This is a genomic window from Herbaspirillum sp. C7C2 (assembly GCF_022627865.1).
GTDB lineage: Bacteria > Pseudomonadota > Gammaproteobacteria > Burkholderiales > Burkholderiaceae_D > Herbaspirillum > Herbaspirillum frisingense.
Map to the genome: position 1 here is coordinate 550742 of NZ_JABXGI010000001.1, position 15729 is coordinate 566470.

Genomic DNA, 15729 nt, shown 5'->3' on the forward strand with positions numbered 1-15729 from the left:
CCGCGTGCTGGTGATGCTGCTCTACATCGCCTTCACGCTGGTCCCGCTGTACTGGCTGCTGAACACGTCGTTGAAGACCAACGAGGAAACCCTGTCGGTGTTCACCCTCTGGCCCAATGCGCCCACGCTGGACAACTACAAGGTGATCTTCACCGATCCTTCGTGGTATTCGGGTTACATCAACTCCATCATCTACGTGGCCATGAACACGGTCATGTCGCTGCTGGTGGCCTTGCCGGCGGCCTATGCCTTCTCGCGCTATCGCTTCCTGGGCGACAAGCACATGTTCTTCTGGCTGCTGACCAACCGCATGACGCCGCCGGCGGTGTTCCTGCTGCCGTTCTTCCAGCTGTATTCCACCATCGGCCTGTCCGACACCCACATCGCGGTGGCGCTGGCGCACATGCTCTTCAACGTGCCGCTGGCGGTGTGGATACTGGAGGGCTTCATGTCCGGCGTGCCGCGCGAGATCGACGAGACCGCCTATATCGACGGCTTCTCCTTCCCGCGCTTCTTCCTGCGTATCTTCCTGCCGCTGATCAAGTCCGGCGTGGGCGTGACGGCCTTCTTCTGCTTCATGTTCAGCTGGGTGGAGCTGCTGCTGGCGCGCACCCTGACCTCGGTCAACGCCAAGCCGATCAGCGCCATCATGACCCGCACCGCCTCGGCGGCGGGCATGGACTGGGGCATCCTGGCCGCAGCCGGCGTGTTGACGATTGTTCCTGGTGCCCTGGTGATCTGGTTCGTGCGCAACCATATCGCCAAGGGCTTCGCAATGGGGAGAGTGTGATCATGGCAAATGCATTTTCGTGGATGTCGTGGACGCCACCAGTGGCGATCTTCTTCGCCTGTGTGGCACTGATGCTGGTGGGCATGACGGTGTGGGAGGTGCGTTCTCCCACGATCGAGCGCAAGGGCTTCCTGCCCATGCGCACCACCCGCGGCGATCGCCTCTTCATCGGACTGCTGGCAGCGGCCTATATCAACCTGGCCTGGGTCGGCCTGACCGACCTGGACCAGTGGTACGCAGCGGTGTTGGGTTTGCTCGCCCTGGTGCTGATCATGCGCAAGGGCTGATCGGAGCTGATGACTCCCGTTCGTCCTGAGTAGCCGCGCAGCCGCGTATCGAAGGTTCGCATGAGGCTGAGCGTCTTAGATACGGCCCTGGCGGGCCTGCTCGGTCCGAACGGTTCGTGGTGAGCTGGACATCGATTTTTTATAGCAGCAGGCAACAGATCTGTAGTGCCAATCAGAACGGACGTCCGGGGATACTCCTTCCCTACCCGGCACGCCAATTCAGGGGAAGGTGACGAGGAGACATGATGCAGAACATGCGGAAAATCAAATTAACCGTGCTGGTGGCTGCCATGGCGATGGCCGGTGTCGCCGGCAATGCCTGGGCCGACATCAAGGCGGCCGAGAAGTGGGTGGATTCGGAATTCCAGCCCAGCACGCTGTCGCGCCAGCAGCAGGTCAGCGAGATGCAATGGTTCATCGACGCTGCCGCCAAGCTCAAGGCCAAGGGCGTCAAGGAAATCCACGTGGTCTCCGAGACCCTGGATACCCATGCCTATGAATCCAAGACCCTGGCCAAGGCCTTCGAGGAAATCACCGGCATCAAGGTCATCCACGACGTGATCCAGGAAGGCGACGTGGTCGAGAAGATGCAGACCTCGCTGCAATCCGGCAAGTCCATCTACGACGGCTGGGTCAATGACTCGGACCTGATCGGTACCCACTACCGCAACGGCCAGACCGTGGTGCTGACCGACTACATGGCCGGCCCCGGCAAGGAATACACCAACCCCGGCCTGGACCTGAAGGATTTCATCGGCACCAGCTTCACCACCGCACCCGACGGCAAGCTCTACCAGCTGCCCGACCAGCAGTTCGCCAACCTGTACTGGTTCCGTGCCGACTGGTTCGCACGCAAGGACCTGCAGGACAAGTTCAAGGCCAAGTACGGCTATGAACTGGGCGTGCCGCAGAACTGGTCGGCCTATGAAGACATCGCGGCCTTCTTCACCAACGACGTGAAGGAACTCGATGGCAAGAAGATCTACGGTCACATGGACTACGGCAAGAAGGATCCCTCGCTGGGCTGGCGCTTCACCGATGCCTGGCTGTCGATGGCTGGCGCCGCCGACAAGGGTTTGCCCAACGGCTTGCCGGTGGATGAGTGGGGCATCCGCGTAGCCGACGACAAGTGCACCCCAGTGGGCGCATCGGTGGCACGCGGCGGTGCGACCAACTCGCCGGCAGCGGTCTATGCCCTGACCAAGTACCTGGACTGGATGAAGAAGTATGCCCCGCCCGAGGCGCTGGGCATGACCTTCTCCGAAGCCGGTCCGGTGCCGGCGCAAGGTCACATCGCGCAGCAGATCTTCTGGTACAGCGCCTTCACCGCCAGCATGACCAAGCAGGGCCTGCCGGTGGTCAACACCGATGGCTCGCCCAAGTGGCGCATGGCCCCCGGCCCGCACGGCCCGTACTGGAAGGATGGCATGCAGAACGGTTACCAGGACGTAGGCTCGTGGACCTTCCTCAAGAGCACCCCGCCGGACCAGATGGCTGCGGCCTGGCTGTATGCGCAGTTCACCACGGCCAAGACCGTCTCACTGAAGAAGTCTATCGTCGGCGTGACCTTCATCCGTGACTCCGACATCCGCTCCGACTACTTCACCAAGAATGCGGCCAAGTACGGCGGCCTGATCGAGTTCTATCGCAGCCCGGCACGGGTGGCGTGGACCCCGACCGGTACCAACGTGCCCGACTATCCGAAGATGGCGCAGATCTGGTGGAAGAACATCTCCTCGGCCATCTCCGGCGAGAAGACCCCGCAAGGTGCGATGGACAACCTGGCCGACGAGATGGACGGTATCATGGCCCGCCTACAGCGCGCCGGCATGAAGCAGTGCGCGCCCAAGCTGAACCCGAAGAAGGACCCGGCCTCCTGGCTGTCCGACAAGGGTGCGCCGTGGGCCAAGCTGGCCAACGAAAAGCCCAAGGGCGAGACCATCCCCTACGACAAGCTGCTGCAGGCCTGGAAGGATGGCCGCGTACGCTGATGCAGTCTGATCGTGCAATCTGATCCGCATCACGCGTAGGATGACGCCATCCCGGCTTGTGTCGGGATGGCGTCTTCGTGTTTCTGGTGTACCGGTCTTGTAGCCGGTCTGATTCAGTTTTTCCGTTTTCAAGGCTTCATTTTCAACCCGCCGTTTTCAGTACGTCAGCAAGGAACCAGCATGGCCTATCTGCTCGCCCTCGACCAGGGAACCTCCAGCTCGCGCAGCATCATCTTCGACCAGAGCGGGGCCATCGTGGCCACCGCCCAGCAGGAGTTCCCGCAGATCTTCCCCCAGCCGGGCTGGGTCGAACACGACCCCATGGACCTGTGGCAAAGCCAGTTGCAGACCGCGCAGAAGGTGTTGGCGCAAAGTGGCATCCAGGCCAGTGAGCTGGCCGCGCTGGGCATCACCAACCAGCGCGAGACCACCGTGGTCTGGGAGCGCGCCACCGGTAAGCCGGTCTACAACGCCGTGGTGTGGCAGGACCGACGCGCCGAGGTGGTGTGCGCGGCGCTGCGCGAACGCGGCCTGGGCGAGGCCATCCAGAAGAAGACCGGGCTGGTGCTCGACCCCTATTTCTCCGGCACCAAGTTGCGCTGGATCCTCGATAACGTGGCCGGCCTGCGCGAGCGTGCCGAGCGCGGCGAACTGCTGTTCGGTACCGTCGACTCCTGGCTGGTGTGGAAGCTCACTGGCGGCCGTCTGCATGTGAGCGATGTTTCCAACGCCTCGCGCACCATGCTGTGGAATATCCACACCGGTGCCTGGGACGAGGAACTGCTGCAGTGGCTGGGCATTCCGGCATCGATGCTGCCGCAGGTGCATGCCTCGGCCCATCTCTATGGCGAGATCGATGCGCAGCACCTGGGCGCAGCGGTCAAGATCGGCGGTATCGCCGGCGACCAGCAGTCGGCCCTGTTCGGCCAGGCCTGCGTGCGCCCCGGCATGGCCAAGAATACCTATGGCACCGGTTGTTTCATGCTGCTGCATACCGGCGACCAGTGCGCCACCTCGCACAACGGCCTGATCAGCACCGCCGCCTGCCAGGTCGACGAACGCAAGCAATATGCGCTGGAAGGCAGCGTCTTCATCGGAGGCGCAGTGGTGCAATGGCTGCGTGATGGCTTGAAAGCCATCAAGACCTCTACCGACGTCGAAGGTCTGGCCTGCACGGTGGAGGATTCGGGCGGGGTGGTGTTCGTGCCGTCCTTCACCGGCCTGGGTGCGCCCTACTGGAACCCGTCGGCCAAGGGCGCCATCGTGGGCCTGAGCCGTGGCAGTACGGTGGCGCACATCGCCCGCGCGGCGCTGGAATCGATCGCCTTCCAGAGCACGGCCCTGCTCAATGCCATGGTGCGGGACGCGGTCTCGCCCATCACCGAATTGCGGGTCGATGGCGGGGCGGCCGCCAACAACCTGCTGCTGCAGTTCCAGGCCGACCTGCTGGGCATTCCCGTGATCCGCCCGCAGGTCACCGAGACCACCGCCCTGGGCGCGGCCTACCTGGCCGGTGTGGCCACCGGGGTCTATCGGGATCTGTCGGAATTGTCCGCGCAGTGGCGCATGGAGCGCACCTTCGAGCCGCGCTTCACGCGTGAGCAGGCACAGGAAAGAATCCACGCCTGGGAAGCGGCGATCCGCCAGGTCAGCGCGGTCTGACCGCTAGGCAGGCGGCAGGCGGCAGGCGGTGGGTGTTGGGTAACGGGGTGGCGGGTGGTGCAATGTTTCAACTGAAATCCAGCCCGCACCGCCTGACATCGGATTGACACGCCACGACCGCATGATGTTCTCAAGCCCGCAGCAATCAGGCGGCGGGCCTTTCAAGGAGAACGATCATGGAAAGCTTCCTGCTGGATTGCATGCAACTCGCCACGGGTTTCTTCGACGCCGCTTCCACCTTCGTGATGGCCTGCGACATCGGTGTACCCGATGCCTCCCACGAGGCCCATGGCCGCCACTTCATGACGGCACTGGGCATGGCCTGAGCGGATCGGGACAGGCTTAGCCCGGTGTGCCGGTGCTGAGCAATTGCATGGAATCCAGATGGCTCAGGCGCGCCCATTCCTCGCCGCCGCGGGCGACGATGGTATCGGCTTCGGGCGTGGCCATCAGGTCGAGGATTTCGGTATCGCTCATTTCCATGCTGTCGTTGTAGCGGAACACCTTCAAGACCGGACGGGTCAGGTCCTGGGCGTTCTGCCGGATCACGAAGCCGGAACGGCCCGATTCCAGCTTGACGATGGAACCCACCGGGTAGATGCCCAGGGTCTTGACGAAGGCCAGGAACATGGCGCGGTCGAAGTGGCCGGTCCAGGTGGCCATGGTGGAGATCGCTTCGGCCGGGTCCCAGGCGCGCTTGTAGGGGCGGTCCGAGGTGAGGGCGTCGTAGACGTCGCAGATCGCCGCCATGCGCGAATACAGGCTGATGGAGCCGCTGCGCAGGGCTTCCGGGTAACCGTTGCCGTCCATCTTTTCGTGGTGGTGCAGGCAGACGTCACGCGCGTAGTCGGGAACGTTGGGGTCCTGGCTCAGGTATTTGTAGCCCAGTTCGGGATGCTTCTTGATCTGGGTGAATTCTTCGTCGGTGAGCTTGCCGGGCTTGTTGAGCAGTTCATGCGGGATGAAGGCCTTGCCCACGTCGTGCAGGAAGCCACCCAGGCCCGCTTCGCGACAGGCTGCCTCGTCCAGGCCCAGGGTGCGACCCAGCGCCACCATCAGGGCGCACACCGCCACCGAGTGCAGGTAGGTATATTCATCGGCCAGCTTCAGGCGCAAGACGCTGAGCATGCCGCTGGGGCTCTTGACGACCGAACTGGCGATTTCTTCCACCACCGAGACGCAACGCTCCATGTCCAGCACCTTGCCCATGCGGGCTTCGCTGAACATGGCCTTGGTGGCCTTCTTGGCCGTCTCGCGCAGGGCCATGGCATCCATCAGCGTGGTGTCGATGGCCGGGACCGGGGCTGGTTCGGGGGGCAGCGGGGCGGGTTCGGCTTGTTCTGCGTCCACCTCGGGGGCGTCCGTGGGCGCCTGTTCGGCCACGTCCAGGCCGCGTGAAATATCGATCCAGCAATAGGCGATGCCACTGGCATGGGCCTGCTTGAGCTCGTTCTCGTTCTTGAGCAGGAACTTGTTCTTCCAGAACGGATGGTCCAGCCATGCGGCCTCGAAGCCGCAGAAGTACATGCCGAGGACCAGATCCTCCGTTTTGATTTTCTTTAACATTTCTCGTACTTCTCTCCGGCGCGCCGGGGGAACAGGTTAGCTTGGCCCGCCCTGACCCGGGCTGGCGGCAGGTTGCCATTGAGTCCTGGTCAGGATTGCCAGTCGTTAATGATCTCATACGAAAGACCATAAGTGAACGGTTGAGCTGCCTGCAAATCCCTTGCAGCCGGCAATCCGACAAAGACGCCACACCCTGAAGCACGGGTAACGGGCGAAAAAAAGGCCCGTCCGGGGGATGGACGGGCCTGAAAGATCCGCTGGATGTCGTCGCAGCGGACAAGGGGAAAGAGGAGATCCCGATGTGCCCACTGTAGGCGTTGAAAATTAAGCGAGACTTAAATCGCCGAAAAATTGAGAGCAGGAAGAAATGCCATCGCCGCGCAGGTCGGTGAGTGGCTCCACCGGTGCCGATGATGCCGACATTCCCGGCCTGTGAGTGGCTGCAGGCAAAAAGCTGCAGCGAGGCAATCATTTGTGGCAAGTAGCAAACAAGATTGTAAATTTAGCTAAACTTTTTGTTGTCTTTTGATTAAAATCCTTTCCGGATTAATGTCGAATTGACAACAAAGAGAAGCCCATGAAAACCCTGATTGCAGCCATCCTTATGGTAGCCAGTTCAATCGCCAGCTCGGGCGCCAGCGCCGCCCCGAGCGCCCCCAGCGTGGCCAATGCCAGCCGCGACGATGTGACCCTGAGTGCTCACAAGGCCGACAACTTTACCTTTGCCGTAGGCAATGCGCAGGCAGGCCCCTCCGGAACGAGCTCGCTCTTCAGCAGCGCCTTCGGCGGCGGGACCTGGAACCTGCTCAACAAGATCGACTCGACCGGCGCGCTCGTCGGCAGCCCGGGCTCGGTGCTGGGTTCCAACATCAGCGTCAGCTTCACCCTGGGCAGCGACAGCAAGAGCGGGACCTGGACCATCACCTCCAGCAAGAGCCTGCAGATGGACCTGGTACTGGGTATCCACGCGGGCAATGCCACCGGTTCCTTCCTGTTCGACAACCTGGTGCTGACCGCTGGCCAGACCCAGAGTGGCAGCTTCGCCATCAACTGGACCAACAATGGCGGCAAGGTGCCGGGATACTCCAACCTGACCATGTTCTATTCCAACGCTGCCCTGCGCACTGTGGCCCCGGTACCGGAACCGTCGACCTACGCCATGCTGCTGGTAGGCTTGGCGTTGGTAGGTGGAATGGCCTGGCGCCGTCGTCGCCGGGGCGATGCACGTGCTGTCTCCGCCGCTTCCCTGAGCGCGGCTTGATCTGGCGGCACTGACTGAAGCGTCACGACCGTCCGACCGCAGCGGTCCAAAAAAAGCGCGCTGGCCTGAAAGCCAGCGCGCTTTTGTTTTGGGTCAGGGTTTTTCACCGCCGTCAGTGCTCCCGCACGTCCGGCAGCAACACCGTCAGCAGCCCGGCCAGCGGCAGGAAGGCGCACAGACCGTAGACCCAGGCGATGCCGTAGAGATCGGCCAGGTGGCCCAGCAGCGCCGCACCGATGCCACCGAAGCCGAACATGAGGCCGAAGAACACCCCGGCGATCATGCCAACCTTGCCCGGCACCAGCTCCTGGGCGTACACCACGATGGCCGAGAAGGCCGAGGAAATGATCAGGCCGATCACCACCGACAGCACTGCCGTCCAGAAGAGGTTGGCATGCGGCAGCATCAGGGCGAACGGCGCCGCGCCAAGGATGGAGATCCAGATCACCAGCTTGCGTCCGATGCGGTCGCCGATGGGGCCGCCCACGAAGGTGCCCACGGCCACCGCACCCAGGAACAGGAACAGGTAGAGCTGCGAGGACGCCACCGACATCTGGAAGCGGTCGATCAGGTAGAACGTGAAATAGCTGGTGAAGCTGGCCATGTAGAAATACTTGGAGAACACCAGCAGGGCCAGGACTACCAGAGCGCGGCGCACGGTCGAGGCCGGCAGCTGATGACGGGCCAGCACCTTGCCCTTGCCCTTGCCGGCGGCCAGGTGGCTGCGGTACCAGGACGACACCCGCGACAGCACCAGGATGGCCAGCGCCGAGAGCACCAGGAACCAGGCCACATGGGTTTGCCCGTAAGGCACCACGATGGCGGCGGCCAGCAGGGGGCCGAAGGCCGAGCCGGCATTGCCGCCGACCTGGAAGGTCGATTGCGCGAGGCCGAAGCGGCCACCCGAGGCCATGCGGGCGATGCGTGAGGCTTCCGGGTGGAAGGTGGAGGAACCGATGCCGATCAGCGCTGCCGCTACCAGGAAGGCGCTGAAGCTGCCGGCCAGCGCCAGCAGTACGATGCCGACGAGGGTGGCGACGGCACCGGTGGGCAGCAGCCAGGGCTGCGGGTGGCGGTCGGTGTACATGCCGATCCAGGGCTGCAGCAGCGAAGCGGTGACCTGGAAGGTCAGGGTGATCAGCCCGACCTGGGTGAAGCTGAGCCCATAGCCCGTCTTGAGCATGGGGTAGATCGAAGGCAGCAGGGCCTGGATCATGTCGTTGATCAGGTGGGCGCCGCCGCAGGCCAGGATGATGCTCATCACCAGCGGCGGGGCAGCGCTGATGGCGGGCTGGGTGGCGGCGGCGGAGGCTGCAGAGGTGTTGGGATCGGTAGCACTTGTCATGACATGAGCAGTTCGAGTGAACAAAAAGGGAGGAGCGAAGCGTATCATTGGCATCTATTGATGATGATGCCAATTGTTAGCGATTAAATGCCATGGTTGCCCAGCTCAAGCCTGTCTGTCCCAGTGCCGAGGTCAATGCCTTCCAGCAGGCACGCAGTGTGGTGGTGGCCTTTGCCCGGGAACTGGCCTATCGCGACCTGCTGACGGCGCACTCGCATGCGCGTGGCCAGTTGCTCTACGCAGTGGAAGGCGTGATGCAGGTGCGCACGCCGCAAGGGGTGTGGCTGGTGCCGCCGCAACGCGCCCTGTGGGTGCCACCCATGGTGGAGCACGAAATCCGCATGCTGAGCAAGGTCAGCATGCGCACCCTCTACATCGCTCAGGCCGAGGGGCGCGCGATCGGTGAACAGTGCCGCTTGCTGGAAGTCTCGGTCTTGCTGCGCGAACTGATTCTGGCCTCGCTGGCCGAGCCCAGGGAATATGAACCGGAGAGCCGCGCCGGTCATGTGGCGGCCCTGATCATGTCGGAGCTGGCGCGGGCACCGTCCATTCCGGTGGCCATCCCCTGGCCGCAGGACCGCCGCCTGCAGGCCATCTGCGAAGCCATCCTGGCCGAGCCCGGGCGGCAGTTTGCGCTGGCCGACTGGGCCGGGGTGGGTGGGGCCAGCGTGCGTACGGTGATTCGCCTGTTTCCGCGTGAAACCGGCCTGCAGTTCCGGCACTGGGTGCAGCAGGTGCATCTGAGCGAAGCGCTGGTGCGCCTGGCGCGTGGCGATGCGGTGGGCGTGGTAGCGCAGGCCCTCGGGTATCGCAGCCAGAGCGCCTTTTCCAACATGTTCCGCAAGGCCCTGCGCAGTTCACCCAATCATTACCAGCCGCGCCACGAAAGGCGACGCATCACCCTGCCGGAGCAGGATCGCAGCGCGCTTCAGTAGGGAATGACCACCACCCGTGGGCCGCGTCGGACCGGCGCTGTTGTGCTTGCCACCGGCCGGCCGGCCGATGCGCTGGCTTGCCGTTGTGGCTGATCGGGGTCACGTTCCAGGTAGTAGGGATCATCTTGCGGCGCCAGTGCGCTGACCGCGCCGGTGACCTGCTGGGCCCGCTCTTTGGCTGCGCCCCCGCCCACCGAGCAGACCTGGAAGAAGTCGGCGCTGCCCTCGGAGAAATCGATGCGACATTTCTCCGCCACCACCACCGAGATATCGAGTGCGGCGACGTTGGCCGCTGCTGCTGTTTCGCTGCGCTGGGCTTGCAGCACCAGCATGAGCGTCATCATGGCGATGACGGGGTAGGCTTTGTTCATGGCGTTCTCCTGTGCCTTCACTGTAGCGCTTGGCCCGTCATCCGCGCATCGGAGAAATCCTGAACTGCCACGTCCTGCAGAGACCGTGATCGCCCGAGACGCCGCGTCCCGCCTGGATGATGCCGCTTTGCAAGTGTAAAGATTGTCGATTTTCTACCGTAACCAAGTCATGAGAACTCCGACCCAGGAGAGCGGACATGGCGATGGAAACCGATCTGGCCATCATGGCGCGCGAAGCCGTCGCGCAACTGACCACGCAGCAACACCCCCGGGGCGATACGCCACCGGCGAGCACGGCCGCCAGTGCCACGGCGCTGCCAGTGCCGCCCGATGAGGGCGTGACGCTGACACTGTCGGCGCAGGGCAAGCTCATGGCGGCCCTGGCCACGGCGGTCGACCATGTCACCACGGCGGCGGTGGATTCCACCGAAGCGGCGCAGGGTGCCACTGCCAGTGCACCGGCGGCGGTGAAGGCGATGCTGGACGCCACGCTGCCGATCACCCGCAATACGCTCTTCGCCATCGAGGCAAGACTGGTCGCGGCACGACGCGGGGCCGACGCGATTGCGGCGGCCGATGTCGAGGTGCCGCCCTCGTCCGATCCGCGTCGCCTGAGCCAGGCACGCCAGGCCACCGAGGCACTGTATGGTCGCGCGCCCAATCCGTTTGCCGGCTGGTCGCGGGCCGAGCTGTCGGCCATCGTCTATGACGAGAGCGGCGCCTACACCATCAATGAACGCTACGCCGCCGCCAACCAGCGTACCGAGCTGGACCAGAAATTCTGGGCGCCGGTGTTCCAGCGCGCCCTCGACAGCGGCGACTGGAAGCCGGTCATCACCGCAGCGCTGGTGTTCTACGCCAGCCTGTCGGCCCTGGAGCAGACCGCCTATCCCGACAACTACGCCCAGCTGCTGCAGCAATACATGGATCTCTACCAGCTGCAGCCGCAAGCGCCGTTGCCGCCGCAACAGCAGATCGATCTGGCGCGCATGCTGGAAACGCTGGTGCTGCCAATGGGACCGCTGGCGCTGGCCGGCGGTGTCATCCGGGGTCTGATGCTGCCCCGCCTGGGGCCGTCATTGGCCGAACTGATCGCCGCCGCTCCGCGCCTGGCCGACCTGATCCAGGTCAACAATGCCGCCCACAGCGTGCAGGACAGCGCCTATCTGGTCCTGCTGCAACGGGTCTTCGGGGTGCTGCGGCGCGAGGATGAACCTACGCCGGTGCGACGTACCACGGCCGGTGTGGCCAGCCGCGATTTCCTGGCCTATGGCGACCGGCGCCTGCTGGCCGAAGCCTATGCCTATGCCCAGGCCAACGGGATGGCGCTGGACGAGGTGGATGCATTGGCGCGGGATCTGGCCACCTATCGGCAGGCACGCGCCGGCGGCCCGGCTTCCTATGGCGGCGCTTCCAGCGGGCAGGCGGGTGCGGTATCGCTGGCGCAGGCAGGCCGCATGAGCAGTGAAGAGGCCGCCATCGCGCAGCGCCTGCTGACCAGCCGCGCGGCCAGCATGACCCGGCTGGACCATGGCTTCCTGGCGTGGCTGCTCGACCCTGCCGGCGGCGGCTGGCGTGACGGCGACCTGAGCGGTCATGTGAGCAGCTTCAGTGCCCTGGAAAAACTGCTGGCCGGCCTGGCCGGAGTACCGCTGGGCGAGAGTGCGGGAGAGAGCAGCGAACTGGAAGCCGCTTATCGGATGGTGCTGGAACGCATCGCGCTGCAGGATGCGCCCTCCATGAGGCAGCCACTGCCAGCGGCGGCGGCCGAGGGTGCGCGCAACCTGACCCTGGCGGCGCAGATGGCGGCGCTGGCGCGCAGTGACGCGGCCGACAACGCCTTCATGAACAATGCCCTGATGCTGCTGCGCATGTACCGCATGTCGCTGACGATGAGTGCGGCCGAGCAGCGTACTCTGTCCGAACTGGTCTATTCGGCCATGAAGCAGCGCCGCCTGCGCACACGCCGTGGCAAGCTCTTCGTGGCCTGGGGCGAACGCAGCCCCCTGATGCCATCGCTGCCATCCCTGCCGGGCTGAACGAGGTTGAACCGGGTGGGGGGCCGGGATCAGCCCGGCCAGGCACGCTGCAGGATGGCTTGCTGGGCCGGCAGACTGTGGCCTGCCAGCGTGCCGTAGACCCGGCCGCCATCGCCTTCGCCACGACTGGCAAGGAAGGCATCGGCCGAGCCGGCAGGGGCGTGGCGCAGCATCAGCATGCCCTGCAGGGCCAGCACCAGTTGCTGTACCAGCCGCCGGGCACAGGCTTCGCGTTCTTCCTCGGGTGCCTGCAGCATCTGCTTGAGGGCGCTCACGCGTTGCGCCAGCGAAACATGCGCGCCGGCCGCGTCCTCCAGTTCCTGCAGTAGTAGCTGGAAACCTTGCGTTTCACGGCCAATGGCGCGCAGCACGTCCAGGCACATCACATTGCCCGAACCCTCCCAGATCGAATTGACCGGGGCCTCCCGGTACAGGCGCGCCATCGGCCCGGTTTCCACGTAGCCGTTGCCGCCCCAGACTTCCATGCATTCGCCGGTGAATTCCAGGGCACGCTTGCAGATCCAGAACTTGGCGGCGGGCGTGACGATGCGTTTCCAGGCCCGCTGCAACGGGTCGTCCGGGGCATCGAAGGCATGCGCCAGGCGCAGCATGAGCATGGTGGCGGCTTCGCTTTCCAGGGCCAGGTCGCAAAGGACGTTGCGCATGAGCGGCTGTTCGGCCAGCAGGCGGCCGAAGGCGCTGCGATGGCGGGCGTGGTGGATTGCCTGCACCAGGGCCTGGCGCATCAGCGCGGCGCTGCCGATGACGCAATCCAGGCGGGTATGGTTGGCCATCTCGATGATGGTGGTGATGCCGCGCCCGTCGGCACCGACCATGATGCCCATGGCTTCCTCGAATTCGACCTCGCTGCTGCTGTTGGAGCGATTGCCGAGCTTGTCCTTGAGCCGCTGGATGAGGATGGGGTTGCGCGTGCCATCGGGCAGCCAGCGCGGCACGAAGAAACAGGACAGGCCGTTCTCGGTGCGCGCCAGCATCAGGTGGGCATCGCACATCGGCGCCGAGAAGAACCACTTGTGCCCCGACAGCAGATAGGCCGTGCCGCGGCCATCGTTGAGCGGATCGGCCGGCATGGCGATGGCGGTATTGCTGCGCACGTCGGAGCCGCCCTGTTTCTCGGTCATGCCCATGCCGATCAGGATGGAGCGCTTGTGCGTGATCGGCAGGTCGCGGGCGTCGTGCTCGCGCGAGAACAGGCGCGTGCGCAACTGTTCGAACAGGGCCGGTTCCTGCTGCAGCACCGGGATCGCGGCGAAGGTCATGGTGGTCGGGCAGAGCGAACCGGCCTCGATCTGCGCATGCAGGAAGTAGCCGGCAGCGCGGGCGGCGTGGGCACCATCGCCCGGCTGCATCCAGGGCAGGGCGTGCAGGCCCGCGCGGCGCAGCTGTGCCAGCAGGGTGTGCCAGGCAGGGTGGAACTCGACCACGTCGATGCGATGGCCGGTGCGGTCGTGGGTTTGCAGTACGGGGGTGTGCCGATTGGCCAGTTCGGCCAGCTGCATCATCTCGGCGCTGCCGAGCGCTTCGCCCTGGCTGACCAGGGTGCAGTCGTGCCAGTGGGCGCCTTCGCGCCGGACGGCCTCGACCAGGGCGGCGTCGCTGCGGTAGAGGTTGTAGTCGTGCAGGTCCGGGACCTGGTTGCTGATCTCGTGGGTGTGCATGGCGTCTCCGAAAACGCGCACAGCTGTTTTGATGGGGCCGCTTCGCCCGCTTTTTTGTGCACTTTGATAGGTAGCAGTGTGCGCGTATTTGCTGGACTTGGGAACCGTTGCAGGCTTTTGCCTTCCTTGCTCCTTGCGGCGACTGCCACGCCCGGATCCTGCCTGGCCATCCCTACGATGTTTTGGCTATATCCATATAAGCATCTTGTTAGGTGGCGTCGCCGGCACATGCGTTGCAGTCATATTAGAATGCTTGTTTCGACCAAAGATCGCCCCCGTGCGTGTGCACGGCTGCGCAAGGAAGCCCAGCAGATGTCTTATCCGACCATCGAATCCACCATCGGCAATACCCCGCTGATCCAGTTGCCGCGCATCGGCGGCGATGAAGCCCGGCGCCGCAACAACATCATCCTCGGCAAGCTCGAAGGCAACAACCCGGCCGGATCGGTCAAGGACCGTGCCGCCTATTCCATGATCACCCGCGCCGAGGCGCGTGGCCAGATCAAGCCCGGCGACACCCTGATCGAAGCCACCAGCGGCAATACCGGTATCGCGCTGGCGATGGTGGCGGCCATGCGTGGCTACAAGATGGTGCTGCTGATGCCGGAGAACCTCTCCGAGGAGCGCCGCCAGAGCATGGCGGCCTATGGCGCGCGTATCGTGCTCACGCCCAAGAGCGGCGGCATGGAATACGCCCGCGACCTGGCTGAGCAGATGCAGAAGAACGGCGAAGGCCTGATCCTGGACCAGTTCGCCAACCCGGATAATCCGCTGGCCCACTACGAGACCACCGGTCCCGAAATCTGGCGCGATACCAAGGGCAGCATCACCCACTTCGTCAGTGCCATGGGCACGACCGGAACCATCATGGGTGTGTCGCAATATTTGAAGGAAAAGAACCCGCAGGTGCAGATCGTCGGTGCCCAGCCGGAAGAGGGCTCGTCCATTCCGGGCATCCGCAAGTGGCCCGAGGCCTACCTGCCCAGGATTTTCGACCGTTCCCGCGTGGACCAGACCGAATCGGTCAGCCAGGCCGATGCCGAGAACATGGCCCGCAAGCTGGCCGTGACCGAGGGGCTGTTCTGCGGCATCTCGGCCGCTGGCGCCTGTGAGGTGGCAGTGCGGCTGTCGCACCAGCTGGAGAACGCGACCATCGTCTTCATCGTCTGCGATCGCGGCGACCGCTATCTCTCTACCGGGGTGTTCCCGGCCTGACGCCGGCCGACGCATGACGCACAATGCAAAACGGAGCCAATGGCTCCGTTTTGTTTTTGTCGCACAGTCGGGACCAGGTCCCGGGCCGTTGCTTACTCCGGCGAACCGGCGGTCGGCGCAGCGCCAGGAGCAGCGCCTGGCTTCGGCTTGAACTGCTTGTCGCTGATGCGGAATTTTTCGCGGCGATCACCCATCAGTTCGCGCAGCTCGCGAATGGACAGCTCGCTGACTTCATGCATGCGGATCAAGAGCGATGCACCCACCGGCAGGCGGCGGTGACGAATCTTGCTGATCACCGGCGGTGCCACTTCCAGCGCGCGTGACAGGGCTGCGTCATTCTTCAGGTGCAGCTTCTCGATCAACGCATCCAGCAGATGGTTCGGATCGTAGTTGACATGATCGGAAATGGAGTTGGTTTCAGCAGTATCGTTGGTAGTCATGATCGGGACGTTCCATTATGCAGATGTTTGTGGAAGGCTTTGCGCCTATGCATTAATTGTTTGTAAAACTGCAAAACGCGACTGACGGTATCTGAGAGCCAAGGCGATGCCTTTTTCTGCAGGATAACGAAAGCCCTATCAAAGAACG

Annotated in this window: 14 protein-coding genes; 9 read left to right on the top strand and 5 right to left on the bottom strand. The window is 64.0% G+C overall.

The window, feature by feature from the left end; all coding sequences use genetic code 11:
- The first annotated feature begins 13 nt into the window (after positions 1 to 13).
- The 5 genes from HWE04_RS02550 (at position 14) to HWE04_RS02570 (ending at position 5056) form a co-directional block, all read left to right on the top strand.
- Positions 14 to 790, top strand: coding sequence for a carbohydrate ABC transporter permease (locus tag HWE04_RS02550; protein WP_369878643.1), 777 nt, complete (start codon positions 14 to 16; stop codon positions 788 to 790).
- A 2-nt stretch (positions 791 to 792) separates the two neighbouring features.
- Positions 793 to 1077, top strand: coding sequence for a DUF2160 domain-containing protein (locus tag HWE04_RS02555; protein WP_039876711.1), 285 nt, complete (start codon positions 793 to 795; stop codon positions 1075 to 1077).
- A 242-nt stretch (positions 1078 to 1319) separates the two neighbouring features.
- Complete coding sequence (locus tag HWE04_RS02560) at positions 1320 to 3068, top strand: ABC transporter substrate-binding protein (RefSeq protein WP_077236698.1); 1749 nt, start codon at positions 1320 to 1322, stop codon at positions 3066 to 3068.
- A gap of 180 nt (positions 3069 to 3248) precedes the next feature.
- A complete protein-coding gene (glpK, locus tag HWE04_RS02565) occupies positions 3249 to 4730 on the top strand; it encodes a glycerol kinase GlpK (protein WP_241811395.1) in 1482 nt (493 codons plus the stop codon).
- A gap of 176 nt (positions 4731 to 4906) precedes the next feature.
- Positions 4907 to 5056: a hypothetical protein gene (locus HWE04_RS02570; protein WP_158243320.1), complete on the top strand. Its 150-nt coding sequence runs from the start codon at positions 4907 to 4909 to the stop codon at positions 5054 to 5056.
- Positions 5057 to 5072: 16 nt separating this feature from the next.
- Here the strand turns inward: HWE04_RS02570 and HWE04_RS02575 are convergent, their stop codons facing one another.
- Positions 5073 to 6296, bottom strand: a complete 1224-nt coding sequence (locus HWE04_RS02575; protein WP_006464941.1) for an HD-GYP domain-containing protein — start codon at positions 6294 to 6296, stop codon at positions 5073 to 5075.
- Positions 6297 to 6873: 577 nt separating this feature from the next.
- On the opposite strand from HWE04_RS02575, the gene HWE04_RS02580 reads away from it, so the two are divergent.
- The gene (locus HWE04_RS02580; protein WP_077236695.1) at positions 6874 to 7557 is read left to right on the top strand and encodes a PEP-CTERM sorting domain-containing protein; all 684 of its coding nucleotides are present in this window, start codon (positions 6874 to 6876) and stop codon (positions 7555 to 7557) included.
- 112 nt (positions 7558 to 7669) lie between these two features.
- On the opposite strand, the gene HWE04_RS02585 is transcribed toward HWE04_RS02580, so the two are convergent.
- Positions 7670 to 8902, bottom strand: coding sequence for an MFS transporter (locus HWE04_RS02585; RefSeq protein ID WP_077236694.1), 1233 nt, complete (start codon positions 8900 to 8902; stop codon positions 7670 to 7672).
- A 92-nt stretch (positions 8903 to 8994) separates the two neighbouring features.
- Between HWE04_RS02585 and HWE04_RS02590 the strand changes: the two genes are divergently transcribed.
- Positions 8995 to 9837 carry an AraC family transcriptional regulator gene (locus tag HWE04_RS02590; protein ID WP_241811396.1) on the top strand — a complete coding sequence of 281 codons (843 nt, stop codon included), beginning with the start codon at positions 8995 to 8997 and terminating at the stop codon, positions 9835 to 9837.
- On the opposite strand, the gene HWE04_RS02595 is transcribed toward HWE04_RS02590, so the two are convergent.
- Positions 9831 to 10208, bottom strand: coding sequence for a hypothetical protein (locus HWE04_RS02595; protein ID WP_241811397.1), 378 nt, complete (start codon positions 10206 to 10208; stop codon positions 9831 to 9833). The genes HWE04_RS02590 and HWE04_RS02595 overlap by 7 nt on opposite strands.
- Before the next feature lie 197 nt (positions 10209 to 10405).
- Between HWE04_RS02595 and HWE04_RS02600 the strand changes: the two genes are divergently transcribed.
- Complete coding sequence (locus HWE04_RS02600; RefSeq protein WP_241811398.1) at positions 10406 to 12247, top strand: hypothetical protein; 1842 nt, start codon at positions 10406 to 10408, stop codon at positions 12245 to 12247.
- Positions 12248 to 12276: 29 nt separating this feature from the next.
- Here HWE04_RS02600 and HWE04_RS02605 read toward each other — a convergent pair whose 3' ends face one another.
- Positions 12277 to 13926: an isovaleryl-CoA dehydrogenase gene (locus tag HWE04_RS02605; protein ID WP_241811399.1), complete on the bottom strand. Its 1650-nt coding sequence runs from the start codon at positions 13924 to 13926 to the stop codon at positions 12277 to 12279.
- A gap of 312 nt (positions 13927 to 14238) precedes the next feature.
- On the opposite strand from HWE04_RS02605, the gene cysM reads away from it, so the two are divergent.
- Positions 14239 to 15141, top strand: a complete 903-nt coding sequence (gene cysM, locus HWE04_RS02610; protein WP_077236689.1) for a cysteine synthase CysM — start codon at positions 14239 to 14241, stop codon at positions 15139 to 15141.
- A gap of 92 nt (positions 15142 to 15233) precedes the next feature.
- Here the strand turns inward: cysM and HWE04_RS02615 are convergent, their stop codons facing one another.
- Positions 15234 to 15581 (bottom strand): hypothetical protein, encoded by a 348-nt coding sequence (locus tag HWE04_RS02615; protein ID WP_006713143.1) that lies wholly within the window; start codon positions 15579 to 15581, stop codon positions 15234 to 15236.
- Positions 15582 to 15729 lie beyond the last annotated feature (148 nt).

Bases quoted from the DNA above. Each gene is read 5' to 3' on its own strand.
- HWE04_RS02550 (WP_369878643.1), top strand. From the start codon at position 14: ATGCTGCTCTACATCGCCTTCACGCTGGTCCCGCTGTACTGGCTGCTG.
- HWE04_RS02555 (WP_039876711.1), top strand. From the start codon at position 793: ATGGCAAATGCATTTTCGTGGATGTCGTGGACGCCACCAGTGGCGATC.
- HWE04_RS02560 (WP_077236698.1), top strand. From the start codon at position 1,320: ATGATGCAGAACATGCGGAAAATCAAATTAACCGTGCTGGTGGCTGCC.
- glpK (WP_241811395.1), top strand. From the start codon at position 3,249: ATGGCCTATCTGCTCGCCCTCGACCAGGGAACCTCCAGCTCGCGCAGC.
- HWE04_RS02570 (WP_158243320.1), top strand. From the start codon at position 4,907: ATGGAAAGCTTCCTGCTGGATTGCATGCAACTCGCCACGGGTTTCTTC.
- HWE04_RS02575 (WP_006464941.1), bottom strand. From the start codon at position 6,296: ATGTTAAAGAAAATCAAAACGGAGGATCTGGTCCTCGGCATGTACTTC.
- HWE04_RS02580 (WP_077236695.1), top strand. From the start codon at position 6,874: ATGAAAACCCTGATTGCAGCCATCCTTATGGTAGCCAGTTCAATCGCC.
- HWE04_RS02585 (WP_077236694.1), bottom strand. From the start codon at position 8,902: ATGACAAGTGCTACCGATCCCAACACCTCTGCAGCCTCCGCCGCCGCC.
- HWE04_RS02590 (WP_241811396.1), top strand. From the start codon at position 8,995: ATGGTTGCCCAGCTCAAGCCTGTCTGTCCCAGTGCCGAGGTCAATGCC.
- HWE04_RS02595 (WP_241811397.1), bottom strand. From the start codon at position 10,208: ATGAACAAAGCCTACCCCGTCATCGCCATGATGACGCTCATGCTGGTG.
- HWE04_RS02600 (WP_241811398.1), top strand. From the start codon at position 10,406: ATGGCGATGGAAACCGATCTGGCCATCATGGCGCGCGAAGCCGTCGCG.
- HWE04_RS02605 (WP_241811399.1), bottom strand. From the start codon at position 13,926: ATGCACACCCACGAGATCAGCAACCAGGTCCCGGACCTGCACGACTAC.
- cysM (WP_077236689.1), top strand. From the start codon at position 14,239: ATGTCTTATCCGACCATCGAATCCACCATCGGCAATACCCCGCTGATC.
- HWE04_RS02615 (WP_006713143.1), bottom strand. From the start codon at position 15,581: ATGACTACCAACGATACTGCTGAAACCAACTCCATTTCCGATCATGTC.